This is a genomic window from Roseobacter sp. (assembly GCF_039970775.1).
Classification (GTDB): domain Bacteria; phylum Pseudomonadota; class Alphaproteobacteria; order Rhodobacterales; family Rhodobacteraceae; genus Roseobacter.
Window position 1 is genome coordinate 1 of record NZ_JBDVLG010000035.1, and the last position, 23169, is coordinate 23169.

Sequence of the window (23169 nt, forward strand, 5' to 3'; positions counted from 1 at the left end):
GGTATGTTCTTGATCACAAACAAAGGACGCCCGGGATGCTCTTCGCTGCTCGTACATTCGTAGATTTCCGGCCCGCACCGCCCAAAATGGCGTGGCGCACGTGCTGATCACGACATTCACGCCCTTTTATTTAGGACAAAACTGGCGCAGCTTACGCAAGTTTCAGCACACCGCGCGTCGAGTGAGGGCGTTTGGCGTTTCAAAAGGCCCGCCATTTGCTAATCTCCGCCCGCATTTTTGATGCCTGCCTCAAAGGTCTTCACATAGGGAAATTCTCTGCGGCTATTTATGGGGCTACCGGGGCTCAATCGTCCGATTGTCGCGCCATGCGCCTTTGCCGTCCATGCTGATTTTGATGTGCGCGCCGACCAGCACGTCGATCCAAGCGCCGGTGGTAAATTGGCGACATTGTTTACGCATGCTTGTGGTCTCAGCGCACAAGTGTTGCCGCGCGTCCCAAGCAACAGCTGCGAGGCGTCCTTTGTCCGGTAGTCGATTACAATGCGATCCGCCAAGAGGGGAGGATTACCGATGCAGCTCCATAACAGGCTGCTCAATTTTGGAATGCAGCTTGTCAACTTCGGCGGCGCTCACCTGATCGGGGGCCGTGTTAGGTAAGGGCCGTCGTTATGTCCTCAATAGCGGCGCGTTTCCTGATACCAACCTGATTGGAATAGATGCCGTACGTCTTGGATGGCTCAACCAACGCCAACTCAACACGGATCGCCTCAAGCGTAACCTTGGCTTTGAGCTCTGGCGAACGGTTCTTTCGGCTCTTCATTCTGAAACACTTCTTCGCTCATGCCATCCATCTTACCCCCCAACACAAATACCCAAGACAACCGTTATCATAGGCGTGCCAAACGGCGACCATCTTTGCCGATGACAGTGCCGCGTCAAGCGGCGCGGCACTGCACTTCGTTAAGCAAACAAAAATTGTTCGGCGCTTAGATCTGATACAAAGACATCGTTAAGCGTGACGCTGTCGCCATTTGAAAAGTCAAATGTCACTGTCCCATCTGAATCTTGGGCCGTGCCCAGCAGCCCTTCAAAACTGTCAACCCCTTCAACATCAAAGATGAACAAATCATCGGATGAGGCATTGAAGACTTGGTCTGCCCCGTCACCGGTGCTGAAGATGAACGTATCGGTCCCGCGCCCAAAATCGACCTGATCGTTTCCAGCGCCACCGGCCAGGACATCAGCCCCACGACCCCCTTCTAGAGTATCGTCGCCCGCATCCCCAAAGAGTACGTCATCGCCATGCCCCCCAACCAGCAGGTCATCGCCTTCGCCACCATGGAGGGTGTCAGCCCCGAGCGCACCGAACAATTGGTCGTTATCGTCGCCGCCGTCTAGCACGTCATTGCCATGGCCGCCGCGCAACCGATCATCGCCATCACCGCCGTAAAGCTCATCCCAGCCTGAGAGACCGTAAATTAGGTCCTGACCGTCTCCGCCGGTGAAAATGTTGTCCGCCTCACTTCCGACAAGACGGTCATTGCCGCTGGTGCCCTCTTCGCTCTCTACAATGTTGATGTGCACTGTCGCGATGTCGGCCCCCGGCGACGAAAAATCCGCCGCACCCGGATCGATGAATTGACCAAAGGCGTTGGTACCGCCCAAAATGATCTGGTCTCCATCCGGATTGCCTAGCGAGCCGTTAAACCCAGGGTGTTGGGTAACGACACCGTTTTCATCCACACCGGTGTTGGCCGCAGTTTGGTTGATGAAGGCCGCATCCAACTCGGTGTTGACCTCAGTACCTGCGTCATAGACGTCACCGCCGCCGAACGAGATAGTTTGCGCGCCAAGGAAGTTTCCATCAGCATCAAACAGTTGGATTGCGTCGTCGGTGCCTATAAACGCGTCATTGGACGGCAGCAACATGGCCGCGAGGCTCAAAAACCCGTTCGACGCGCCGTCAACGGTGACTTGCGCCGTGGTGCGTTCGCCAGCGACGATCGGCCCTGCCGCGCCCAAAATAACACCCCCGACGCCATCTGCGTCATCAGCGGTCAATTCCGCTCCGAGAGGGGAGAAATTACCGTCCTCAGCAGCGGCCTCAAGACCCGCAGAGGACGCCTCCCCCACATCAAACAAATCAAAGCTATTGTCGTGGAAGCCAAACCAAATCGGAGTAAGCGCCGTACCACCAGCGTTCGAGTCATTTGTTGCAACAAAGCGTAGAGTTTCCATTCGTTTTCCTTTTTCTTTTTGTTCTCACGCCGTCTTCTTCCGGCGCCGGTCGCTCAATGAAAGCGGCCGGATCAATCCCTAGTTGAAACTTTGAAATCTCCGTCATCACAAACATATTATAATGGTTAATTAATTGTAAACATTGACTTTTATAGAGTTTTGAGTGCGCTGTAACGCGCTGGTTTCATGGTGTTTTCAAGAAGTTCGGTGTATTGATCACGCCCTATAAACAATTTTGTGATCTGCGGTTTGATCCCCGGTATGTTGTTTCCAATCTAACGCAACAGGTGGGGTTGATGATGTGTTTGGCCGGTTCTGTCTGAGGCCACGCGCAAGCAAACCCAGCAAGCTAAGATCGCGCGAGAAGGTTCCAAAATTAAACTTGAACATCATGACTGCATCCGTGCTTCAGACAACATGATCGACGATGGAGAGCCATGTCATGCGAACGGCTGTTTTCTATGCAAGTGTGCCTCCTACTTGTTCTAAAGGGGTGGTTTGAAGGCAAATGCGACAGTCAAACCGTGAGAATTATGAAAAATATTGACTCTTTGGTAAAAAATAATTCTCATGACTGCCAACAAATCGAGGATGTGCTGCGATGAATAACCTTTCTACTAATTTTACAGGTCTGGCCTTCGTAAATCCGTTTGTGCTGGCTTCAGCGCCACCGACCGAAAGCAAACGAAAAATCCTGAAGGCCTTTGAAGCGGGCTGGGGCGGCGTGGTGACCAAAACAATTGGTTTGCACCCCGTTGAAAACGTCGCTGGGCCCAAAACGATCTACCAACGCACCAGCGAAATGAAACCATATGTATCACGGGTCAAGCGCGCTGACACTGTTTCTCATTCGTCTTGGAACTGGGAATTAATTTCAGATCAAGCACTTGATGTGTGGTTGCCGGACTTGGAAGAAATCAAAAAAACGTATCCTGACCGCATGCTCATCGCCTCGATCATGGCCGGCGCTGGTAGTGAAGAAGAAATGGACAATTGGCGCAAGCTTGCGACAGAATGCGTGAACGTCGGATGCGATGCGCTGGAACTAAACCTTTCGTGCCCCCACATGGACCGGAAGGACATGGGGGCCAATGTCGCGAATGACGAAGACATCATCACATCCATTCTAAAGGCTGTCACCGAAGTCGTCAGCGTCCCAATTTGGGTTAAACTCACGCCATCAACGTCAACGCTGGTTGATGCCGCCGCCGCCGCTTATGGTGCAGGAGCATCGGCGATTTCTTTGTGCAACACGTTCCCATCCTTGCCCTTGATGGATCCCGAAACACTGAAATTCGAGGTCGAAGTCGACGGCCTTGTGACCTCTGGCGGGCAAGGCGGGTTGGCCATTTTGCACCAAGCGTTGTTGCGTGTGTCGGATATTTCGCGCGCTTTTCCAGATAACTCTATTTCTGGCATTGGCGGGATTAAAGGTTTCAACGAAGCATTTAATTTCATCATTCACGGGGCTGGGAATTTGCAAATCTGCACTGCTGCGATGGAAGAAAAAGGCAGCGGTGGCGTCGGCATCAAGCTTATCCAAGAGTTAAAGGATGATCTCAGTGATTATTTGCAACGCAAAGGATTTTCATCAATCGAAGAGTTCCGCGGCATGGCGCGTGAACGGATTGTAAGCCATTCACAGATCCGTAGGAAAAGTGATGACTATAATGGCGGCTACGAAAAATCTGCGTAGATTGCGCAAACAAGATAAGCCTTTGCATCACAATTAACATACGCTTTGGTATGGCCATTGTGATGAAAAGGCTGAATGACCGGCGCCGTTTCTAGCCTCAAAATTTTCCCCGAACCCTATCCAAAATGGAGCGTGGGAGACACTAATTCTGCCTACCGAGTGTCGCTCATTCATACCGAGAGGGCGCTTGTGTGGGCGTTTGATTTCTCAGCGATGATTGAGATCGGACGTAGTCGTATCGCCAGAGCGCTAATTTTCGATGTGTGTCATCCAAGGTATCGAAGATCTCGTCATTTAGCAGCTCGTCTCGCAGGCTGCCGTTGAATGACACTATGAAGCCGTTCTGTTGCGGCTCTCCTGGATCAATTTATTGCCATTCAACGTGGTTCTCCTGCGCCCATTTCAGGATTGCACGGCTCGTGAACTCAGTGCCATTGTCACTGACAGCGCTGGCAGGCTCACCGTAAGCCCGCACAGGCGCATCCAATTCACGGGCGACACGAGCATCGGAGATGCTGGTGCCAGCCATAGGGCGCAGGTTTTCGCGGCAGCGATCGTCATCCACGGCAAGGATGCGGAACTTGCGAGAGACGCCAAACGTATCGGACAGAAAGTCGAGCGACCAGCGTTCTACTGGCTTCTGCGTTCCAACACCGCGCCAATCCGTCGATAACCAAACCGGCGACGCTTGTGCGCGACAGCTTTCATCTCGGCACGGATATCTGGATTGTCTCCCTCTCGTGCATTTTTAATGCACTGCCGAGCAGTGGGCGGGCGATCACGCCTGAAAGTTTAGGTATCAACACCAACAAGGCGGCGGACCCTTCGTTGCGAGATGTCATGATCACGCATCGCACGAAGCGCTGCCTCTCGTTGTTCGCTCTCAGCAGATCCTTCAGAACAACGTTGTCCAACATCGTATCCGCCAGCAAACGCTTTAGCTTCGCGTTCTCATCGGTGACGGCACGCAGCTTAGCCGCGCCAGACACCTCTATGCCACCATACCGTGATTTAAACGTACAGAATGCCCCCTGACTGAAGCTATGCGTGCTGCCCACATCAGCAGTCGCCATCCCGGCGTCCTGCTCCTTGAGCATCCTCCCTCTCGGGACCATGCTACGCACAACCCTGACGCGCAATGAACAATCTGGGCTTCGCTAAATCGGCTCTTTCGCATTCCTTTGCACCTTCAAAAGCCTGAGCAAACTCTATAATAAAACGAAGGACGTTTCGGAGGGGTAGGCCACTTTACCTAACCGTCTCAACTAACGCGCTTCTTGCCATACACCTATAACAAGAAAGTCCACCGAATTTTGTGCGCAAATGGCTATAAATTCACAACAGGGTCGCAATGTGCGCCGCTTCACGTTGACGTCATTAACCTTTCGTGAAAAACAGCATGGAAATTAGCGAGCGCCCCGCCAGCAGATAACATTCTACGGGAGCTGGCTATGAAATTTTCACATCTGCGGGGCACGCTGTTAAGCGGCGTTTCCATTATTGCTGCAACTGCGGCATTGGCACAAGATGCTGACACCACGGACTTTTTCGACCTTGGTAGCATCGATCTCTATGGGGATCGCACCGGCAATACACTTGAGCAAACGGCTTCAAGTGTGGCTGTCATCACCGCTGAAGAACTGGACAGCCCCACGATCCAAACCGTCGAGGACGTCTTTCGCCGTATCGCCAACGTGCAGGCGGGCGCCGGTACAGAAAGCGGGTTCATCATTCGGGGGATCAGTTCCGAAGGGCTCACACCGGGCGGCAACAGCGCGCCTTTGGCCTCGATCTATATTGACGGGGTTCAACAAACAGTCGAGGCCGCACGGCGCGGGTTCAGCGGGGTGTTTGATGTCGAACAGGTCGAGGTCTATCGCGGCCCGCAATCGACCCTTGGCGGACGCAACGCACTTGCCGGTGCAATCTATTTGCGCACGAAAGACCCAGAATTCGCAGAATCCGGCGCGCTGCAGCTCACGTTTGGCGAAGATAACCGCCGGCAGGTGGGGCTGGCATACGGCAACGCCATCAATGACAGCTTTGCTTACCGCCTCAGCGGGGAATTTTCCACCAAGGACAGCGACCTCAACTTTCCGACCTACCAAGCATTTGGCGGCCTGTCCGACTTGGCGACAGACGAATTCTACAACTTGCGTGGAAAATTGCTCTGGCAACCTGCCGACAATGCCCAAACCCGCGCGGTACTAAGCTATTCGCATAGCTTTGAATCACCAACCACAAATAACATTGCTGGGCCAGGCTCGGATCTGGCTGTTAGCTTTGATGACAACCGTGGCGATATTCGGCAAGGGAATAACATTGCCTTTCAGGACGTGCGAGAAACACGGGTCAACAATGCTGGGCTTGAAATTACGCATGACTATTCTGATGCACTGCGGCTGACGGCGTTGACCTCCCTGTCAGACTCGATCACTGATCGGAAGTCGATCAACGCAGAAGATGCAGGGCAAACGTTCACGATTGTTGGCGAATTTGATCAACAGATCTTTTCGCAGGAGGTCAGACTAAACTACGATAGCGGCCCTGTGCGATGGGTCGCTGGCGCATATGCCGCCCACGAAGATAACTCGGGTGAGTTCGACGGTACACTAGATGCCAATCCGCTCATTGCCACCCCCCTCGATGTGGATACAACGAATAGAACAGAAACCAACAATATTGCGTTGTTCGGTGAGGTGACTTACGAATTTACCCCCGGTGCCCGCATTGTTGCAGGGGCACGGCTCGACTATATTGGTCAAGATATCAATGCCACTTTGCTGTCGTCTACCGCTGGGTTCCCAGTGCAGGCGTTTACATCTTTAGATACCACGACCAGTGATATCAAGTTTCTGCCAAAACTCGGCTTCGAATACGACATCAACGCCGACCAAAGCATCGCCGTGGTATATCAAAAAGGCTTTCGGCCAGGTGGCGGGGGCATTCAGCCCGTCGGAGCAGCGTTCGGGGGAACTATATCGACATACGAGTTTGATTCTGAAGAAACAGACAACTTAGAGCTGTCCTATCGCGGAAGTTTTATCGAAGGTCGTCTGAACGTTGCAGGCAATCTGTTTTATACGGACTATCAAAACCAGCAGGTCGAAGTGGAGGCTGTCACCAACAACGCATTTTCTAACATCATCGTGAATGCCGGGGACTCCGAAGCCTACGGCGCAGAGTTCGATGTCGACTATCAGATGTCTGAGACGTTGAATCTCTTTGGTTCGGTTGGTTTGCTCCGTACCCAATTCAAGGACTTCACGTTCAGTGGTCAAGATCTTTCGGGTCAAGAGTTCCGCAATGCGCCCACCAAGACGATCTCTGTTGGGGCGCGTTGGGGGCGTTCGACGGGCTGGTTTGCCAATGGCGTGGCCAGCTATGTTGGGTCCCAAAAATCCGGGAGCGTGAACGGCGCGGCAGTAGATCTGGGGGGATACACGACCGTCGATGCATCCACCGGCTACGCCTGGGACAGCAGCCGCCTGACGTTTTACGCCAACAACCTCTTGGACAAGCGGTATTTCACTGCACTCAACAATACCAATAGCATTGCAACCCTTGGTGACCGCCGCGAGATCGGCGTCCGGTTCGACAAGGTGTTCTAGAAAGTCTCGCGATCTGCGGGGGGGCTGGTCATGTCGAAATTGCACGACCTATGGTGCAAACGACCGTCTGTGCTCCCCGCACTGTCGCCGAGGCGCCTTTATTGAGACAATAGGACAGGCTAAGGCGGTCAATCCGCCTGCCTTAACCATTCATCGCAATTTTCAGATGCGGGTTTGGTTTTCTATCAACGAATTCAGCCTTCACAGCAGCCAGCGCTTTTTGCTGACCGGGAAAGCTGAGCATGGCGCTTGCCGTCTCAAAGCTGACCCATTCATAAGCGTCATGTTCGTCGTTCAGGACGACGGTGCTATCTGCCGGAACCCTACTGACAAACACAGGCACCAACGTGATGCAGTCTTTGGCCACCTCATAGAATTGCTCAACAATGTCGGCAGACCAAATTTCCGTTAACACGATACCTGTCTCTTCGTGAACCTCGCGGATCGCGGTTTGCCATGCTTTCTCACCTGCCTCGATGCCGCCCGCAACTTGACACCAAAGGCCCGGCAAAGACCCGGTGCGGCGCAGAAGAAGCACCTTGGTCTCTGCACCATCAGGTTTGAGCAAGAAAATCGAAACGCTGTAACTTTTGACAAAGAGCATAGGTGTTTTTGACCATCCGTTTTAGGGGCGCCCACGCAAGTGGTCCGACTGACCTGAATTTGTCAATCCTACTCCTGCGACCCACAATTTACCCCGCCGCGTCAGACGCCCGCGCTGCCAAGGCGAATGATCCGTCTCAAACAGGTTACACGTCACCACCAACATACGGCGCTATGGTCTGTTGAATTTATCCGTATTGGTGCAGCGCCCATTGCATCACCCCGGTTGTGGCCATTTCGAGGTTGTCCCCTTTTATCACGATCAACACGCCATGCGCGCCATCCCGCACGTTCGTCACTGTCGCGACGGGTGCGTCGGGGGAAAAACGATCGCGGTGTGTTGGGACACCCGTAAGGGTTAGGTCAGGCGACGCGCTCAACGTGGTCATGACGGTCTGCGCATCGGCGGCATGTTTCAACCCCACCGACAAAGTGATCGTGTGCCCGCGCCAGACGGGGACGCGGGTGGCAAAGGCATCGACTTGAAACGCGCCATTGAAAATCGCCCCTAATTCCTGAGACAAGGCGGTCGCTTCACCATCCAAATGACCCACAACTTGATCATGGATCACATGGGCCGGCATGCCTGGCAGGTCGGTGCCGCTAATGGCTTGCAATGTGGTGATGGTGGTGCCGGCCACGCCGTGCGCCGCGTCTAGAACGCTCAGAACTTGGGCGCACATGGCTGTTGTGCAGTTCGGCGTCGCAAGGAGCGGCGACTGTGGCGCGGCGGGTGTCCCACATGGTAAAACCATCGGCGCTTTTAGGCGCGCATATTCGCAATGCGTGATAACCCGCGTGCCACGCGCGAGGTGCTGTGCCTCTATGTCTTCGGCACCTTGATCCGGCAGAAAAGAAAGCAAAACCGGCGCAAGAGCGGGGGCGTCTGGCGCCAAAAGAGGGACCTCTGCGAGCCTCTTTGCAACGTCTGGGGATACGTTCCACTGGCGAGAGCCACTTATTTGGGCAGTTCCTTGGGCGGCGCATTGATCATGAAGGCTCATGATTTCCACCCGTGGGTCAGCAACAAGACGTGCCAAAAGATGCTGCCCTAACAGTGAGTTAGCGCCTGAAATGGAGACCGATTTTAGTGTCATATCATTCTAACTTTCGTGGTTTCTCAGAAATTTAATTCTTGGCAAGGTCAATATACTACTTTTAATATGTCAACAGGCATGAATTGGAATGTTTAATGTATGACCCGACATCACCGCTCCTGCGGGCCCCCGCGCTTCCCGATGGCCCGCCCGCGCCCGACGCCAAGGCCCGCTTTGCCGAGGACCGCCTGCTGGACGCAGTGATCTGGTGCGAAATCTTGCCCGGTGAGACCGTGACCGAGGCGGATGTAATGGAGAGATTTGGCCTGACTCGTGCCGCCGCGCGCGCAGGGCTGACGCGCCTGGGGTATGATGGCTGGGCGATGCCGCAACCGCGCACGGGGTGGTTGGTGCTACCGGTGACCGGGGCGCTGGTTGGGCAAGTGCTCGACGCACGGCGCATCGCCGAAGGTGCCCTGAGCGACGTCAAGATGACGGAAGACGCCCGCGCCGAACTGATCCAGATTGCATCTGTGTTGCAGGCCTTGCACAGCCGCCCCGAACCCGGCGCGATGGTGTCTGTTCAACAATATTTGGACCGCATTGATGGGCTGTTGCTGGGCGGGCTCAACCCGTTCACGGCGCGCCATCTGCGCAAACTGTGGCACCATTCGACGCGCATCCTGCGGTTTCTAGCGGGCACGGGGCAAAACACAGCGTTCCGACGCGCTGATGCGTCGGGCCTGATTGACGCAGTGCTGGCAGAAAACGGCCGCGCCATCGTCGATGCCCGCATGGCGCTGATTGACGCGCAAGAGGCGTTCTGCCTGCGCCAACTTCTTAACAACGACGCACCACTGACCCCCGGCAGCGGGTTGGTTGCGCGCCCAAAACCGACAACGACTGCCACCAACAGGAGAGAAAAATGAAACACACAATGAGAGCCCTTATGGCCGGCGTCGCGTTGACGGTTCTGGCCGCACCCGCCTTCGCACGCGACATTACGGTTGATCTGGCAGGCGAGCCATCGTCGCTAGACCCGCAACGCCAGTGGAACCCAGACAGCTATTACGTCTACCGCAACATTTTCGACAATCTGGTCACCCGTGACAACGCAGGGCAGATCACACCCCAGATCGCGACATCCTGGGAACAGACGTCTGACACAGAACTCCAACTGACGATCCGCGAGGGCGTGACGTTCCATGATGGCACCCCATTAAAACCGTCCGATGTTGTGTATTCCGTCAAACGGATCACCAACCCTGACTTTGGCTCGCCGCAATTGGGGCAGTTCAACCAGATCGTCGACGCAACCGCAGAGGGCAACACAGTTACCCTGACCACCGATGGTCCCTACCCCGCGCTTCTGGCGCAGCTTGTGAAACTATCGATTGTGCCCGAACATGTGGTCGAAGCAGTTGGTGCAGATGCGTTTAACACAGCCCCTGTTGGCTCTGGCCCCTACAGTTTTGCCGAATGGAACCGTGGCGTTTCGGTAACCCTGACCCGCAATGACGCCTATTGGGGCACCGCAGGCCCTTTTGATAACGCCATTTTCCGGGCCGTCCCCGATGCAGCGACACGCGTGGCCGATTTGCAGGCGGGCACGGCCGATCTGGTGGTCAGCATTGATGCAGACGCTGGCGCCCAACTGGCCGGAAACCCGGACGTCAAGGTTTTGTCTGCCCTGACCGAACGCGTGGGTTACATGGGTCTGAACCTCGACAAACCACCATTCGACACGCTTCAGATGCGCAAAGCGGCGTCCCTGGCCATTGACCGTCTAGGTATCACCGAGGGGCTGTTGCAAGCGGGCGAGGTCCCTTCTGCGCAAATGGCGACACCGGCGCATTTCGGCTATAACCCTGATCTGTCACTGTTCGACTATGACCCGGAAGCCGCCCAAAAGATCACGGCCGCGAACCCCGATATCGCCGCGACACCCGCCACATTGGCCACGGCCCCCGTGTTTGACCAACGGATCGTCCAAGCGGTTCAGCAGATGCTGAATGATGCAGGTTTCAATATCTCGATCTCTATGACCGATATGCCGACCTACCTGAATATTGTGCGGTCAGATCCTGCGGAAAACTCCGAGCTTAGCTTTGGGCGGTGGTCTTGTGCGTGTCAGGATGTCGACGGGATCGGCTACCCGACGCTGCATTCCGACAGCGCATGGTCGCGGGTGAACCTGCCGGAACTTGACGTGCTGCTGGAAAAAGCGCGCGTGTCGTTGGACCCTGCCGTGCGGCAAGGCGCCTATAACGAGGTCTCGCAGATCGTACGCGACAACTACTACCTGCTGCCGCTGTATCAAGCCGCCGTGCTCTATGGTGCCACCGCTGATCTAGAGTTCGCACCCACCGCAAACGAAAGCATGTTCCTCAACCGTATGAGCATCTCTGAATAATGCTACGTTTTCTCCTGCATCGCGGTGGTCAGGCAGTGATTGCAGCCTTTGGTGTGGTGACGCTGGTGTTCTTTATCCAGCGTCTCACCGGGGATGCGACCGCATTGTTGTTGCCCGAAACCGCGACACAGGCAGACATCGAGGCCATGCGCGTGACGCTTGGCCTCGACCGCGCCCTTTGGGTGCAATTTCTAGATTTTCTGGGCGATATGACCCGCTTTGATCTGGGGCGTAGCTTTGTCCAAAACGCACCGGCGTGGGACATTATCGCGTCGCGTATTCCGCAAACCCTGCAACTGGCCGCCGGTGCCTTGGCTGTCGCGTTGCTGATTGGGCTGCCGCTGGGTCTTCTCATGGCGCTTACGCGGGGGCGGGCGGTGTCGCGCTGGATCATGGGGTTGGTGCTGGCGTGTCAGTCGATGCCCACATTTTGGTCAGGCATTATGATGATCATGGTGTTTGGCGTTTGGCTACGGTGGCTGCCGTCATCGGGCACGGGTACGCTGGCGCATCTGGTGATGCCGTCGGTGGCGCTCGGTTTGTTGTCGCTGGCGACCTACGCACGTATTGCGCGTTCTGCGGTGGTGGACGAGCTGTCTAAAGACTACGTGCGTTCGGCCCGTGCGCGCGGCGTTGGCACGGGCCGCTTGGTATCGCATCACCTGACGCGCAATTCGCTAATCCCGATCATCACGATCACCGCGCTCGAGATCTCGCAGCTGCTCGCAGGTGCCGTGATCGTAGAGACCGTTTTTGCATGGCCCGGCCTTGGCTTACTGACCGTTCAAAGCATCGCGGCGCGTGATTTCGTCATCGTGCAGGCGGTGGTGCTGCTGGGTGCATTCGTGACCATCGCCGCGAACCTGCTTGCCGATATTTTGTATTCCATCATCGACCCGCGCGTGCGGTTGGCAGGCAAACCATGACCGCCCTGCCCGCCCACAGACCCCGGATGCGCGATGTCATCGCGTGGTGGCCCGCCGCATTGCTGGGCGTTCTGGTGATCGCTGCCATTTTTGCCCCGTGGATCGCCCCGCTGGACCCAGACCGCCAGAACCTGCTGGCCCGCCTCAAAGCGCCCGGTTTCGAGGCGCGCGGCGCGGTCTATTGGCTTGGCTCTGACGAGTTGGGCCGCGATATCCTAAGCCGGGTGATCTATGGCGCGCGGGTGTCGATCTCGGTCGCTGTTTTGTCGGTGCTTTTATCGGGGGTGGTCGGCGTGACCCTTGGCATGGCCGCGGGCTATCTGCGCGGCTGGCCCGAAACGATCCTGATGCGACTGGTGGATATCTTTCTGTCGATCCCGGCGATTTTGCTGGCGATCATCACGGTCGCGGTGCTGGGGCCGGGGTTTATCAACGTGATCCTCGTGCTCGCTCTGACGCGCTGGCCGCGTTATGCGCGGGTGGCCTACGGGCAAACGCTGGCCCTTGCGGATCGCCCGTTTGTGACCTTGGCGCGGGCGATGGGCGCGTCACCTGCGCGCGTTCTGGCCGTGCACATATTGCCCAATATTATCGGCACCGTTTTGGTGGTCGCCACGCTGGAATTTGGCCTGATGATCCTCTTTGAGGCGGGTCTGTCGTTTCTGGGGCTGGGTGTACAGCCGCCCACGGCAAGCTGGGGGTCGATGCTTTCGACCGGGCGCAATTACGTCGGCTCTGCGTGGTGGATCGCGACCTTTCCCGGTGTTGCGTTGTTTATGCTGGTGCTCAGCGCGAACCTCATCGGGGACAAACTGGGCGATCGAATTGGAAAAGGACGGTAAATGGACTTTGGTACGGAATTTCATGGCAAGCGCGTGGTTGTCACGGGGGCCGCTGGCATCTTTGGCAGGGCCTTGGCGCAAACGTTTCGCGATGCGGGCGCTGAGGTCTGCACCACAGATCACACCACCGATGCGTTGACGGGTTTTGCCATCGCGGCGGATCTGACGCGCGACGACGGCCTGCAACATCTGCTTGATACGGTGGCAGATCAATGGGGCGCGCCGGACGTCGTCGTCAACAACGCGGCCATCTATCCGTCGTCGTTTTTGTTGGATATGCAAGTCGCCGATTGGGACCGCATCATGGACATCAACCTGCGCGCGCCCTTCGTGTTGATGCGCGGCTTTGCACAGCAGATGATTGCCGCCAAACATGGTGGTTCGTTTATCAACATCTCGTCGGGGGCTGCGCGCAAAATGCGGCGCACGGCGGTGACCTATTGCATGTCCAAAACCGCGCTGGACCGTATGACCAAGGGCTTTGCGCTGGAACTGGCCGAATATGGCATCCGCGTGAACTGCCTTGAGCCCGGTTTTGCTGCGGGATCTGCCGTCTCGACCCTAAGCCGCGAACATATCGACCGGGTGATGGCGGCCATCCCACTCAATAGTGAAACCAAATCAGAAGACGTCGGGCAGGCCGCGCTGTTTCTCGCATCATCCGCTGCCAAGAACATCACCGGCACCTCATTGGCCGTAGATGGTGGCAATTCGGCCGGTACCATGGACGTCTACCAAGACAAAAAGAGCGCCCTGTGAATTGGTCTCCCCTCCCCTATGCGTGGCCTGATGGCTATAGATCAGCGGCCTGTTTCAGCGTCGATGTGGACGCAACAGCGCCGTGGCTTTGGCAACACCGCGATGGGCTGCCCAACACGCTCGCTGCCGCCGAACACCGTAGCTATGGCATGCGCCGTGGCCTTGCGCGGATGGTCGACATGTTGGACAGGGTTGGCATCAAGGGTTCGTTTTTTGTGCCGGGTATAGTGGCGCGTGACAATCCCGACCTGTTGCCCGGCCTGATCGCGCGCGGCCACGAAATCGCCCTGCATGGGTTTTTGCATGAACTAGCCGGTGACATTACAGATGCGCAATTCTCTGATGCGTTGGGGGCGTCCATTGATGTGTTCGTGGCGCAAACGGGACAAAAACCCGCTGGGTTTCGGTCGCCGGCGTGGGAAATGACGCCGCATATGCTGGCAGACCTCAGACGAAACGGGCTGTGGGACAGCTCGTTGATGGGCGAAGACGTGCCCTACCAGATCGAGGGCGTGACCGAAGTGCCCGTGCGATGGGACAACGACGATGCGATCTTTTTCAAATTCCTAGGCGCCGGCGACAAAAGCCCGCGACCCGACCGCGAGGTGGGCCAGCAATGGGCGGATGACGCCGCAGCACAGATGGGCCACGGCGGGTTGTTTATGTTGACGGTGCATGACTGGATTTCGGGGCGTGCGTCGCGCGTCGATATGTTGGAACGTCTGTTTCAACCGCTTGTTGACACGCCGCATGTTTGGGTGGCCACCTGCGGGCAAATCGCGGCACATCACCAGCAAATGGGCGGGGGGCTTTGCGTCGCTTTGGACACCGCCCACACCAAGGAGAACACCCATGGATGACCGCAGCACACTGGCGCCCTCTACCGCGCCGCGGCCCGCCAGCCAGACATGGGCCATCACAAAACCGCAGGTCGAAAGTGCCACAGGCCTTGTTGCCGCACAACACCCCGAAGCCGCACAGGTTGGCGCGGATATCCTAAGTGCGGGCGGCAATGCAATGGACGCGGCTGTTGCGACCGCCATCGCGTTGTCGGTGGTTGAACCGTGGTTGTCTGGTTTGGGGGGCGGTGGGTTTTTGCTGCACGCAACCCCTGACGGCACGGTCGATACCTTGGATTTCAACCTGCGCGCAGCTGCTGCGGCTGACCCGGCAGATTATCCCCTGTCAGGGGGCGCTGGCGGGGATTGGTTCAACTGGCCGTCCGTCGAAGGCGACAAAAACCTAATCGGCGCCGGGTCGATCTGCGTGCCGGGTGCGGTGGCGGGTATGGCCGCAGCTCTTGCGCGGTACGGCAGCATGGCATGGGGTGATGTGGTGGCCCCCGCGATTGCCTTGGCCGAAAGGGGGATGCGCGTTGACTGGTTCGCGCGGTTGGCCTTTGCGATTGATACACCCGGTTTGTCGGGCAATGACGCCGCCGCGGCGTTGTTTCTGGCCCCCTCGGCGCGGGTGCCAGACCCCACCGACCCAACCGCACATTTACTGCCCATGCCAGCCAAAGCGGACATGTTGCGCAGGCTCGCCACAGCGGGCGCGCAGGACTTCTATCAAGGCGACATCGCGCAGCGCCTTGTGGCTGATCTGAACGCCGCAGGGTCCAAAATAACCGCCGATGATCTGGCCGGATATACCCCCGTGTGGGGCAAACCCGCACAGGCGCAATATGGGGGCCGGACTGTTTGCACCATGGGCGGTTTGTCGGGTGGTCCAAGCCTGCTGACCACGTTGTCGACGCTTGCGGCAACGGACATGACGGCACAGACCGACGCAGGGTTTTCGGCGGCCCACGCCAATGCCATTCGCGGTGCATATGAGGCGCGCCTCAAAACGATGGGCCACGCGGCAGGGGCGCAAGATTGCACCAGCCATATTTCGGTCGTTGATGGCACCGGCGCGATGGTGTCGCTGACCAATACGTTGCTGTCGCGGTTTGGTTCTAAGGTTGTTGCGCCATCGCTGGGGCTGCTGATGAACAATGGGATGATGTGGTTTGACCCCCGTCCGGGGAACCCCAATTCGATTGCGGGGGGGGCTGTTCCGCTGGCCAATATGTCGCCGGTGATCACCCTGCGCGATGGCACACCCGATATTGCCATTGGGGCCGCAGGTGGGCGGCAGATATTTCCCGCGATTGTGCAGATTTTGTCGCGGCTGATTGATCTGAATGAGACCCCCGAGACAGCCCTGCATGCCCCGCGCATTGACGCCAGCGCTCCAACCATTCTTGTCAACCGGGCCGCCGCCGTCGATACGGCCTCGGCCATCGCGGCCGATCATCCGGTGCAGATCACCGAAGACAGCCTTTATCCGGTGCAATTTGCCATCCCCACGATGGTTCAGGCCGGGCGCGGCGGCGGGCCCAATATAGGTGCGGTACATCCCAACACCCCTTGGACGGCAGTTCGCGCCGCGACCCCCACATGAGCCTGCTGTCGATCAAAGATCTCGCGATTTCCGCGGGCCCGCTGTCGCTGGTGGATGGCGTCACACTGGATGTGGCGCCGGGTGAGATTGTCGCGTTGGTCGGGGAAAGCGGGTCGGGGAAATCGCTGACTGCACTGTCTGTGATGGGTCTGTTGGGCGAGGGTCTGGCACGTGAAAGCGGCACTATTGAGTTTGACGGCACCGATCTGACCAGCCTTGCCGAGCACCAACTGCGCGCGCTGCGCGGTGGCAAACTGGCGATGATCTTTCAAGAACCCGTGTCCTCGTTGAACCCGTTGGTCCCTGTCGGCGCGCAGGTCGCCGAGAGCCTGATCGTGCATGGCAAAGCCTCTGCCAAAGACGCGATGGTGCAAGCCATCGAAATGCTGCGCCGTGTCGGCATCCCAGAGCCAGAGCGCCGCGCGACGCAATTGCCGACAGAGTTATCAGGCGGCATGTGCCAGCGCATCATGATTGCCGCAGCGCTGATTTCCCGACCCCGGTTGTTGATCGCGGATGAACCGACGACAGCGTTGGACGTGACCATTCAGGCGCAAATTTTGGAACTGATGCAAGAGCTAGCAGCCGATGCCCAGACGGCGATTTTGTTGATCACCCACGATATGGGCGTTGTCGCGGAATTGGCAGATCGGGTCTGTGTGATGTATGGTGGGCGGGTCGTCGAACAAGGCGCCGTGCATGGGATTTTCAAGGCACCGCGCCACCCCTATACACGGATGTTGCTGCGCACGATCCCGCGCTTGGACACCCCTCCCAAGGGCGAACTTTTCACCATCAAGGGCAATGTTCCCAGCCCTCTCGACTGGCCCCAAGGTTGCCGGTTTCGCACCCGGTGCGACAGCGCCAGTGCCGCCTGTGCCGCGCAGCCTGCATTGATCGGCGCAGACCACCGGGTGGCGTGTTTTCATGCTGAAGGAGATGTCGCATGACATTGCTGGATGTGCAGGACCTCAAGGTTCATTTCCCGGTCCGATCAGGCAGGTTCGGCGGGACAAAAGCCGTGGTAAAAGCCGTTGATGGCGTGTCCTTCAGTGTCGCCGCAAACGAGACACTCGCGGTTGTGGGCGAAAGCGGCTGCGGCAAATCCACCACCGGCAATGCGGTCTTGGGGCTGGCACCGGTGACAGAGGGGCGCGTGCTGTTTGACGGCAAAGATCTTGCGCTGTTGCACCCAACTGAACGGCGGCAGGTCTGGCGCGATATGCAGGTGGTGTTCCAAGACCCGGTTTCGGCCCTGAACCCGCGGCGAACGATTGCGCAGGCCATCGCGGAACCGTTGGTTATTCATGACCTTCCCAAAGGCCAAATTTCGGCGCGGGTGGACGAATTAATGGCGCTTGTTGGCCTGAACGCGGATCAACGCGACCGCAGGCCGGGCGCCCTATCGGGGGGGCAGCGGCAGCGCGTGGTGATCGCGCGGGCCTTGGCCCTGAACCCCAAGCTGGTGATCTGCGATGAACCCGTATCGGCGCTGGATGTGTCTATCCAAAGCCAAATCCTGAACCTGTTGATGCGGCTGCAACGGGAACTGGGCCTCAGCTATCTGTTCATCGCCCATGACCTGAGCGTTGTTCGCCACATCGCCGACCGCATTGCCGTCATGTATCTGGGGATCATCATCGAAGAAGGGCCCACAGCAGATGTTTTTGCCAACCCGCTGCATCCCTACACGCAGGCCTTGTTGTCGGCGATCCCCCTGCCCGACCCCGCGTTGCGCGGCACACGGCAACGCACGATCCTGAAAGGTGAATTGCCCAGCCCGCTGGATCCGCCAAAAGGATGCCCCTTTGTGACCCGATGCCCTTTGGCCGAAACGCGGTGCACGCAATCGCGCCCAAACATCACCCAACACACGCCGACGCACAGCTTGCGGTGCTTTGTGAAGGAAAAGACAGCTCCCTAGATTTGTGCGACGGCAAAGGCGTATCCGGCCGTTGCCAACCCACGCCCGACCTAGGCGCGTGTTTCAAGACGGGGCGAGCGCCGTTTTGCGAAACTTTGCGGCCTTCGTTCGGTTGCCGCAGGTTTCCATGCTGCACCATTTCCGGCGGCCGCTTTTTGACGTGTCTTTGAAAACCAACACACATTTTTCGTCAGCGCAGGCCTTGATGCGGTCTGGGTCGGTGGCCGCCAGCAGCGTGGCTGCGCGGCTGGCCAAAAACGACATCGTGGCGGCAGGCGTCAGTTCCGTTTGAGGTTCTGTGACATGAAAGGTCGTCCCATCGTATGCCAGATGGGTTTGTGCCACGTGGCGTTGCAAATGGCCATTGATCTCGGCCAACGCGCGGGCCTCAGGCGCACTGTCTTCGATCACGGCGCGCAGCACGTCTCGAAGCGCATCCCGCAGGGTGTGTAACTGCAGAACGTCACTGTCTTGCCACGCCTCAATCGACGTTTTTATCCCGGCGTCTTTGAACCAATTTGCCAGTTGAGCACGGGTTTCGATCAAATCAACGGTTTGGGTTCCGACAACAATACGTGTGTTGACGAAATCAAGCGCGGGGTCGTTCGCGACGAATTGAAAGGGGAAAACCTGTGGTGTCATAAAACCGGTATACAGCCCCTTGACCGGTTATTCAAGTTGCGATACGGGTAACCTGTAAATTGTATAATACAGGTTACTACAATTCGGATTTCCGTCCCAAAGGAGCATGAAAATGCGTAACTACTTTTCAGGTGCATTGGTCGCCCTCATCGCAACCAGCGGCGCAGGCGTTAGCGAAACGACCTACGGATATGAGACCGTCGATGGTCACGAGATTTTCTTTCGCGAAGCAGGGGACCCCACGAAACCATCGCTGGTTTTGCTGCACGGTTTCCCAAGCTCGTCGCACCAATATCGCAATTTGATCGCCGAGCTGAGCGATGATTATCACCTGATTGCGCCAGATTACCCCGGTTTTGGCGCCAGTGATTTCCCGTCTGCGCAGGACTATAAATACTCCTTCGACGCCTTTGCCGACACGATTGATGGGTTTCTAGAACAACGCGGAATCGAGCAATATTCCCTGTTCATCCAAGACTACGGCGCCCCTGTCGGGATGCGCATCGCAACCGAACACCCCGAAAGAGTACAAGCGCTGATCGTTCAGAACGGGAACGTCTATGAAGAAGGTCTGAACCCGGAAACATGGGGCCCAATCATGGCGCTTTGGGAAGGTGGGCGGAACGCCGAAATCGAAACGCAGATTGCCGCGCAGGTGTTCAGCCTCGAAGGGCTAAAGTGGCAATACACCCACGGAACGCGCAACCCCGGTGCTATTTTGCCGGACAACTGGCTGCTGGATCACGAACTGATCAACCGCGACGGGCAGCACGACATCCAGCTGGGTCTGTTTTATGATTACCGCAACAATGTTGCGAAATATCCAGAATGGCAGGCCTATCTGAAAGAACATCAGCCGCCAGCGCTTGTTGTTTGGTCAAAAAATGATGCGTTTTTCCCGGTGCCCGGCGCCGAGGGGTTTAAACGTGACCTCGACGATGTGGACTACAATATCCTTGATACAGGGCACTTTGCTCTCGAAGAAGATGGGGCGTTGATCGCAGGGAAAATCCGCACATTTTTGAGCGCACGCGGGATCGAATAATCAAACATGTCATGGGCGCGCGACCATGCGCCCATGACATCTACCGGGTTTTCTATACCCTTGAAATATATATATTGTTAGGCATCTAGCACCACCTCAAGTTCAGCAACGGACGTGAACATCGGCGAATGGTTAAACGCCGCTTTGGACAGTTTTAGGTTGGGGTGCCTGCGGACAAGAAGTGCGATGACCTCTTCGATTTCCATGGTCACGGCAAAGCGACCCACGCAAGAAAAGATACCCCCTCCGAAGTTCAAATGTGGCGGTTCATCCGTGCGATCAATGTCAAACTGGCTTGGGTCGGAATAATGGCGCGCATCCCAATGCGCGGCACCGATATTGGCAAAAACCGGCGTGCCTTTGGGCAGCATCGTATCTTCGAGCACCATGTCTTCCATCACTTCGCGCGACGTCGAAATCGAACGTGGATGAAACCGCATCACCTCTCTTATGGCTGCGGGTATCAGGCTGGGGTCCGCATTCAGACGCGCCCAAACCTCGGGGCGGGACGCCAGCTCGATCAACGCGATGGCGATCTGGTGCGACGAATTATCGGTGTTCGCCTCGGCCAGCTTGACGACCCAATTGCGCAAATCAGCCTCGCTCAACTGCCCGGCATCCGTCGCGCGGATGAGGTCAGACAAAAGATCATCGCTCATGTTGGCGCGGCGCTGGCGAATGCGTTCATCTACGAAATCCAGCAAGCCTTCAAAGCCCGCAACAATATCGGCTGTGTGGTCGGGGTTGCGCGTATGGACCTGCTGCACCGTGTGCGAGGTTTTCGCCACATACCCCGCGTCTTCAAACGGCGCACCGGTCCAATAACAATAGACCGCCGATGGGATGGGGTCGCAAAGTTGCGTAATTAGATCGACCGGCGACTGGGTTGGGATGGCATCGATGACCCGCGTGATCACGTGCCGGATGTCCGTGCGAAACCGTTCGGATGCGTCGGGGCCCATCAGTTTGGTGACAGGTACGCGCAGGTCGCGGCGGCGTTGCCCACGGTTGTGGCACGAAATAGAGTTCCGTTTGTAGTCAAGCGCGCGCCCTTCTGGCAGGCCAAGCACATCCATCAACTTTGGGTGCCCGGTGCCAAGGCGCCGGTCCACAATGGCCTTTCGGCACAGGTCATAATCAAGGATCTCAACGCCGCGATCTGAACGCGCTATTTTCCAGCGGCGCGCGCTCTCTGCCAACGTCTCAAATGGGTGCGATTGATATTGGGGATCGTCGAAATCCATCTCGGGCAGCTCATCGATGTGTCGCATTGAGGGTTCTCATTCTATCTGGGGGACTGGGTTATATATGAAGACACGCACGGGGGGCTGAATGTGCGCGGCGCGAAGGGATATTACGATACAGTCGCTTTCTCATCGATGATCAAACGTCGATCTAGTTCATCAATGTCCATATCCAGTGCGGCATGTAGTTTGAGCGCCTCGCCATATGTTGCAAGACCGTCTGTTGCTTCTGCTTTCTCCGGCGACCATAGCTTGGATCTCAGAGCGGCCTTGCCACAATGGAAAAACGCCTCTTCGACCTTAACGACAATCGCGAATTCAGGAACACGGCCGTTTATCGCCATCTGTTGGCGCAATTCAGCGTCGCGGACGACGCAGGCAGAACCACTGACGCGCACGACTTCGTTGCGGTTTGGCACCAAAAACACAAGGCCAATGCGCCCGGTGTCGATGATGTTGCGAAAGCTGTCGAACCGGTTGTTTCCGGGCCGGTCAGGGATCGCGAGAGTTTGGGGGTCGATGACTTTGACGAACCCCGCAGGGTCGCCCTTGGGAGAGGTATCGACTTTGCCATTCTGCCCAACCGTCGACATCACAATAAACGGTGACCGTTCAATCCACGTGCGGCAAAGGTCATCGATAAACGTGATGATCTTGCCGGTTTGCGCCTCATATTGATCAGGTAATATTGCGCGAACGTCTTCTTCTGACGTCACGACATCACTGGGTTTGTACGACATATTGATATCCTCTGGCATCACATCTGTTTCATATGTAGTCGCGTTTTAGTCTGTTTTCAGGGGCGCGTGGTTGGGGCCCCGTATCGAAAGATCCAACACGTCGGGCCGCGCATAATGCCCGCTGGGGTCGCGCAACTGGCGGGCCATCACAACGGACTTTGTATCAATATCGGCGGTGATAATCCCTTCCTCACCGACCAGGGGGCCCGCCACAACCGACCCGTCAGGGGCGACGATCTGAGACCCGCCGTTTTGCCAGACATCTTTGACCGCCAGCAGTGCTTTGCCCACGGGAAACACGTCTGCGTCCAGATGCGCCATGTCTTGTGCACCCAGCATACCGCAAGCGGCAACCGACCACGATTTGCCCTCCATTGCGACAAACCGTGTGATCTCGTTGACTTGGGTGTCACTGCCGGGCCACACGCCGACGTGGATAAATTCGTCTTGTTGGTGCAGCGCCGCGCGGGCCAGCGGAAGCCAGTTTTCCCAGCAATTCAAAGACCCTATCTTGCCGACCTTCGTGGGGTGCGTCCGCAAGCCCAACCCATCGCCATCGGCCCACACCAACCGTTCGCGCCACGTTGGTTTAAGCTTGCGGTGGCGTCCGATCAGGGTGCCCTGCGCGTCAATCGTGATGATCGTGGCATAGACGGACCCGCCTTCGCGTTCTGCCACGCCGCCGATAATCATAACCCCATGACGTTTCGCAAAGGCTTTGATCTCGGCGATCAAGGCCCCGTCCATGGTGACGGCCTGATCCCAATACCGCGCATAAACGGGCTCTTGCGCTTCGGTGGTGTCCACCGCGACCCATTCAGGATATCCCGGTATCAGAGTTTCCCCCCACGTCAGCACCTCGGCCCCATCGCGTACGGCATCCAACCCCATGGCTTTCAGTTTGTCCCAGGTCCCCCATGCGTCAAGAAACACCGGTGCAACCTGCAACACGGCTAATTTTAGGGTGCCCGCAGAAAAAGGCGATGAACGGTCTGTCACAGGCATGGTCCTTCACAATCGATAGCACAGCGGTTGGGTGCTGC

The 23169-nt window shown here is 57.1% G+C and carries 21 protein-coding genes and 1 pseudogene; 12 read left to right on the forward strand and 10 right to left on the reverse strand.

Annotated elements, in window-relative coordinates; translation table 11 throughout:
- Window positions 1-294: 294 nt before the first annotated feature.
- The 3 genes from ABJH13_RS08570 to ABJH13_RS08580 all read right to left on the reverse strand — a co-directional run bounded on the left by ABJH13_RS08570 (window position 295) and on the right by ABJH13_RS08580 (window position 2199).
- A complete protein-coding gene (locus ABJH13_RS08570) occupies window positions 295-420 on the reverse strand; it encodes a hypothetical protein (protein WP_348405845.1) in 126 nt (41 codons plus the stop codon).
- Between the two features lie 190 nt (window positions 421-610).
- Entirely contained in the window at window positions 611-781 is a 171-nt protein-coding gene (locus ABJH13_RS08575) for a hypothetical protein (RefSeq protein WP_348405808.1), read from the reverse strand.
- Between the two features lie 140 nt (window positions 782-921).
- Window positions 922-2199, reverse strand: a complete 1278-nt coding sequence (locus ABJH13_RS08580; RefSeq protein WP_348405809.1) for a spondin domain-containing protein — start codon at window positions 2197-2199, stop codon at window positions 922-924.
- A 601-nt stretch (window positions 2200-2800) separates the two neighbouring features.
- Between ABJH13_RS08580 and ABJH13_RS08585 the strand changes: the two genes are divergently transcribed.
- Window positions 2801-3895, forward strand: coding sequence for a tRNA-dihydrouridine synthase (locus ABJH13_RS08585; RefSeq protein WP_348405810.1), 1095 nt, complete (start codon window positions 2801-2803; stop codon window positions 3893-3895).
- Between the two features lie 184 nt (window positions 3896-4079).
- On the opposite strand, the pseudogene ABJH13_RS08590 reads toward ABJH13_RS08585, so the two are convergent.
- A pseudogene (locus ABJH13_RS08590) lies at window positions 4080-5072 on the reverse strand (integrase core domain-containing protein); the annotation flags it as partial.
- A gap of 274 nt (window positions 5073-5346) precedes the next feature.
- Here ABJH13_RS08590 and ABJH13_RS08595 point away from each other — a divergent pair.
- Window positions 5347-7506 (forward strand): TonB-dependent receptor, encoded by a 2160-nt coding sequence (locus ABJH13_RS08595; protein ID WP_348405811.1) that lies wholly within the window; start codon window positions 5347-5349, stop codon window positions 7504-7506.
- A 142-nt stretch (window positions 7507-7648) separates the two neighbouring features.
- On the opposite strand, the gene ABJH13_RS08600 is transcribed toward ABJH13_RS08595, so the two are convergent.
- Both ABJH13_RS08600 and ABJH13_RS08605 read right to left on the reverse strand, forming a co-directional pair.
- Entirely contained in the window at window positions 7649-8110 is a 462-nt protein-coding gene (locus ABJH13_RS08600) for an NUDIX domain-containing protein (RefSeq protein ID WP_348405812.1), read from the reverse strand.
- 187 nt (window positions 8111-8297) lie between these two features.
- Window positions 8298-9113, reverse strand: coding sequence for an Asd/ArgC dimerization domain-containing protein (locus ABJH13_RS08605; RefSeq protein WP_348405813.1), 816 nt, complete (start codon window positions 9111-9113; stop codon window positions 8298-8300).
- Window positions 9114-9301: 188 nt separating this feature from the next.
- On the opposite strand from ABJH13_RS08605, the gene ABJH13_RS08610 reads away from it, so the two are divergent.
- Genes ABJH13_RS08610 through ABJH13_RS08650 form a run of 9 tightly spaced genes read left to right on the forward strand, consistent with a single transcriptional unit; the run spans window position 9302 to window position 18455 of the window.
- Window positions 9302-10075, forward strand: coding sequence for a hypothetical protein (locus tag ABJH13_RS08610; RefSeq protein WP_348405814.1), 774 nt, complete (start codon window positions 9302-9304; stop codon window positions 10073-10075).
- Window positions 10072-11559: an ABC transporter substrate-binding protein gene (locus ABJH13_RS08615; protein ID WP_348405815.1), complete on the forward strand. Its 1488-nt coding sequence runs from the start codon at window positions 10072-10074 to the stop codon at window positions 11557-11559. Before ABJH13_RS08610 ends, ABJH13_RS08615 begins: the two co-directional genes overlap by 4 nt.
- Window positions 11559-12485: an ABC transporter permease gene (locus ABJH13_RS08620; protein WP_348405816.1), complete on the forward strand. Its 927-nt coding sequence runs from the start codon at window positions 11559-11561 to the stop codon at window positions 12483-12485. Before ABJH13_RS08615 ends, ABJH13_RS08620 begins: the two co-directional genes overlap by 1 nt.
- On the forward strand, window positions 12482-13327 hold the full coding sequence (locus tag ABJH13_RS08625) for an ABC transporter permease (protein ID WP_348405817.1): 846 nt from the start codon (window positions 12482-12484) through the stop codon (window positions 13325-13327). The genes ABJH13_RS08620 and ABJH13_RS08625 overlap by 4 nt, the downstream gene beginning before the upstream one ends.
- A complete protein-coding gene (locus ABJH13_RS08630) occupies window positions 13328-14086 on the forward strand; it encodes an SDR family oxidoreductase (protein WP_348405818.1) in 759 nt (252 codons plus the stop codon).
- Complete coding sequence (locus tag ABJH13_RS08635; RefSeq protein WP_348405819.1) at window positions 14083-14946, forward strand: polysaccharide deacetylase family protein; 864 nt, start codon at window positions 14083-14085, stop codon at window positions 14944-14946. Before ABJH13_RS08630 ends, ABJH13_RS08635 begins: the two co-directional genes overlap by 4 nt.
- Entirely contained in the window at window positions 14939-16531 is a 1593-nt protein-coding gene (locus ABJH13_RS08640; protein WP_348405820.1) for a gamma-glutamyltransferase, read from the forward strand. The genes ABJH13_RS08635 and ABJH13_RS08640 overlap by 8 nt, the downstream gene beginning before the upstream one ends.
- Window positions 16528-17481: an ABC transporter ATP-binding protein gene (locus ABJH13_RS08645; RefSeq protein WP_348405821.1), complete on the forward strand. Its 954-nt coding sequence runs from the start codon at window positions 16528-16530 to the stop codon at window positions 17479-17481. The genes ABJH13_RS08640 and ABJH13_RS08645 overlap by 4 nt, the downstream gene beginning before the upstream one ends.
- Window positions 17478-18455, forward strand: a complete 978-nt coding sequence (locus ABJH13_RS08650) for an oligopeptide/dipeptide ABC transporter ATP-binding protein (protein WP_348405822.1) — start codon at window positions 17478-17480, stop codon at window positions 18453-18455. The genes ABJH13_RS08645 and ABJH13_RS08650 overlap by 4 nt, the downstream gene beginning before the upstream one ends.
- 63 nt (window positions 18456-18518) lie before the next feature.
- Here the strand turns inward: ABJH13_RS08650 and ABJH13_RS08655 are convergent, their stop codons facing one another.
- Window positions 18519-19097: a CGNR zinc finger domain-containing protein gene (locus tag ABJH13_RS08655; RefSeq protein ID WP_348405823.1), complete on the reverse strand. Its 579-nt coding sequence runs from the start codon at window positions 19095-19097 to the stop codon at window positions 18519-18521.
- Between the two features lie 112 nt (window positions 19098-19209).
- Between ABJH13_RS08655 and ABJH13_RS08660 the strand changes: the two genes are divergently transcribed.
- Entirely contained in the window at window positions 19210-20142 is a 933-nt protein-coding gene (locus ABJH13_RS08660) for an alpha/beta hydrolase (RefSeq protein ID WP_348405824.1), read from the forward strand.
- A gap of 77 nt (window positions 20143-20219) precedes the next feature.
- Here the strand turns inward: ABJH13_RS08660 and ABJH13_RS08665 are convergent, their stop codons facing one another.
- The 3 genes from ABJH13_RS08665 to ABJH13_RS08675 all read right to left on the reverse strand — a co-directional run bounded on the left by ABJH13_RS08665 (window position 20220) and on the right by ABJH13_RS08675 (window position 23125).
- The gene (locus tag ABJH13_RS08665) at window positions 20220-21413 is read right to left on the reverse strand and encodes a cytochrome P450 (RefSeq protein WP_348405825.1); all 1194 of its coding nucleotides are present in this window, start codon (window positions 21411-21413) and stop codon (window positions 20220-20222) included.
- A gap of 83 nt (window positions 21414-21496) precedes the next feature.
- Window positions 21497-22126: an MSMEG_1061 family FMN-dependent PPOX-type flavoprotein gene (locus tag ABJH13_RS08670; RefSeq protein ID WP_348405826.1), complete on the reverse strand. Its 630-nt coding sequence runs from the start codon at window positions 22124-22126 to the stop codon at window positions 21497-21499.
- 45 nt (window positions 22127-22171) lie between these two features.
- Entirely contained in the window at window positions 22172-23125 is a 954-nt protein-coding gene (locus ABJH13_RS08675; protein ID WP_348405827.1) for a carbon-nitrogen hydrolase family protein, read from the reverse strand.
- Window positions 23126-23169: the final 44 nt, after the last annotated feature.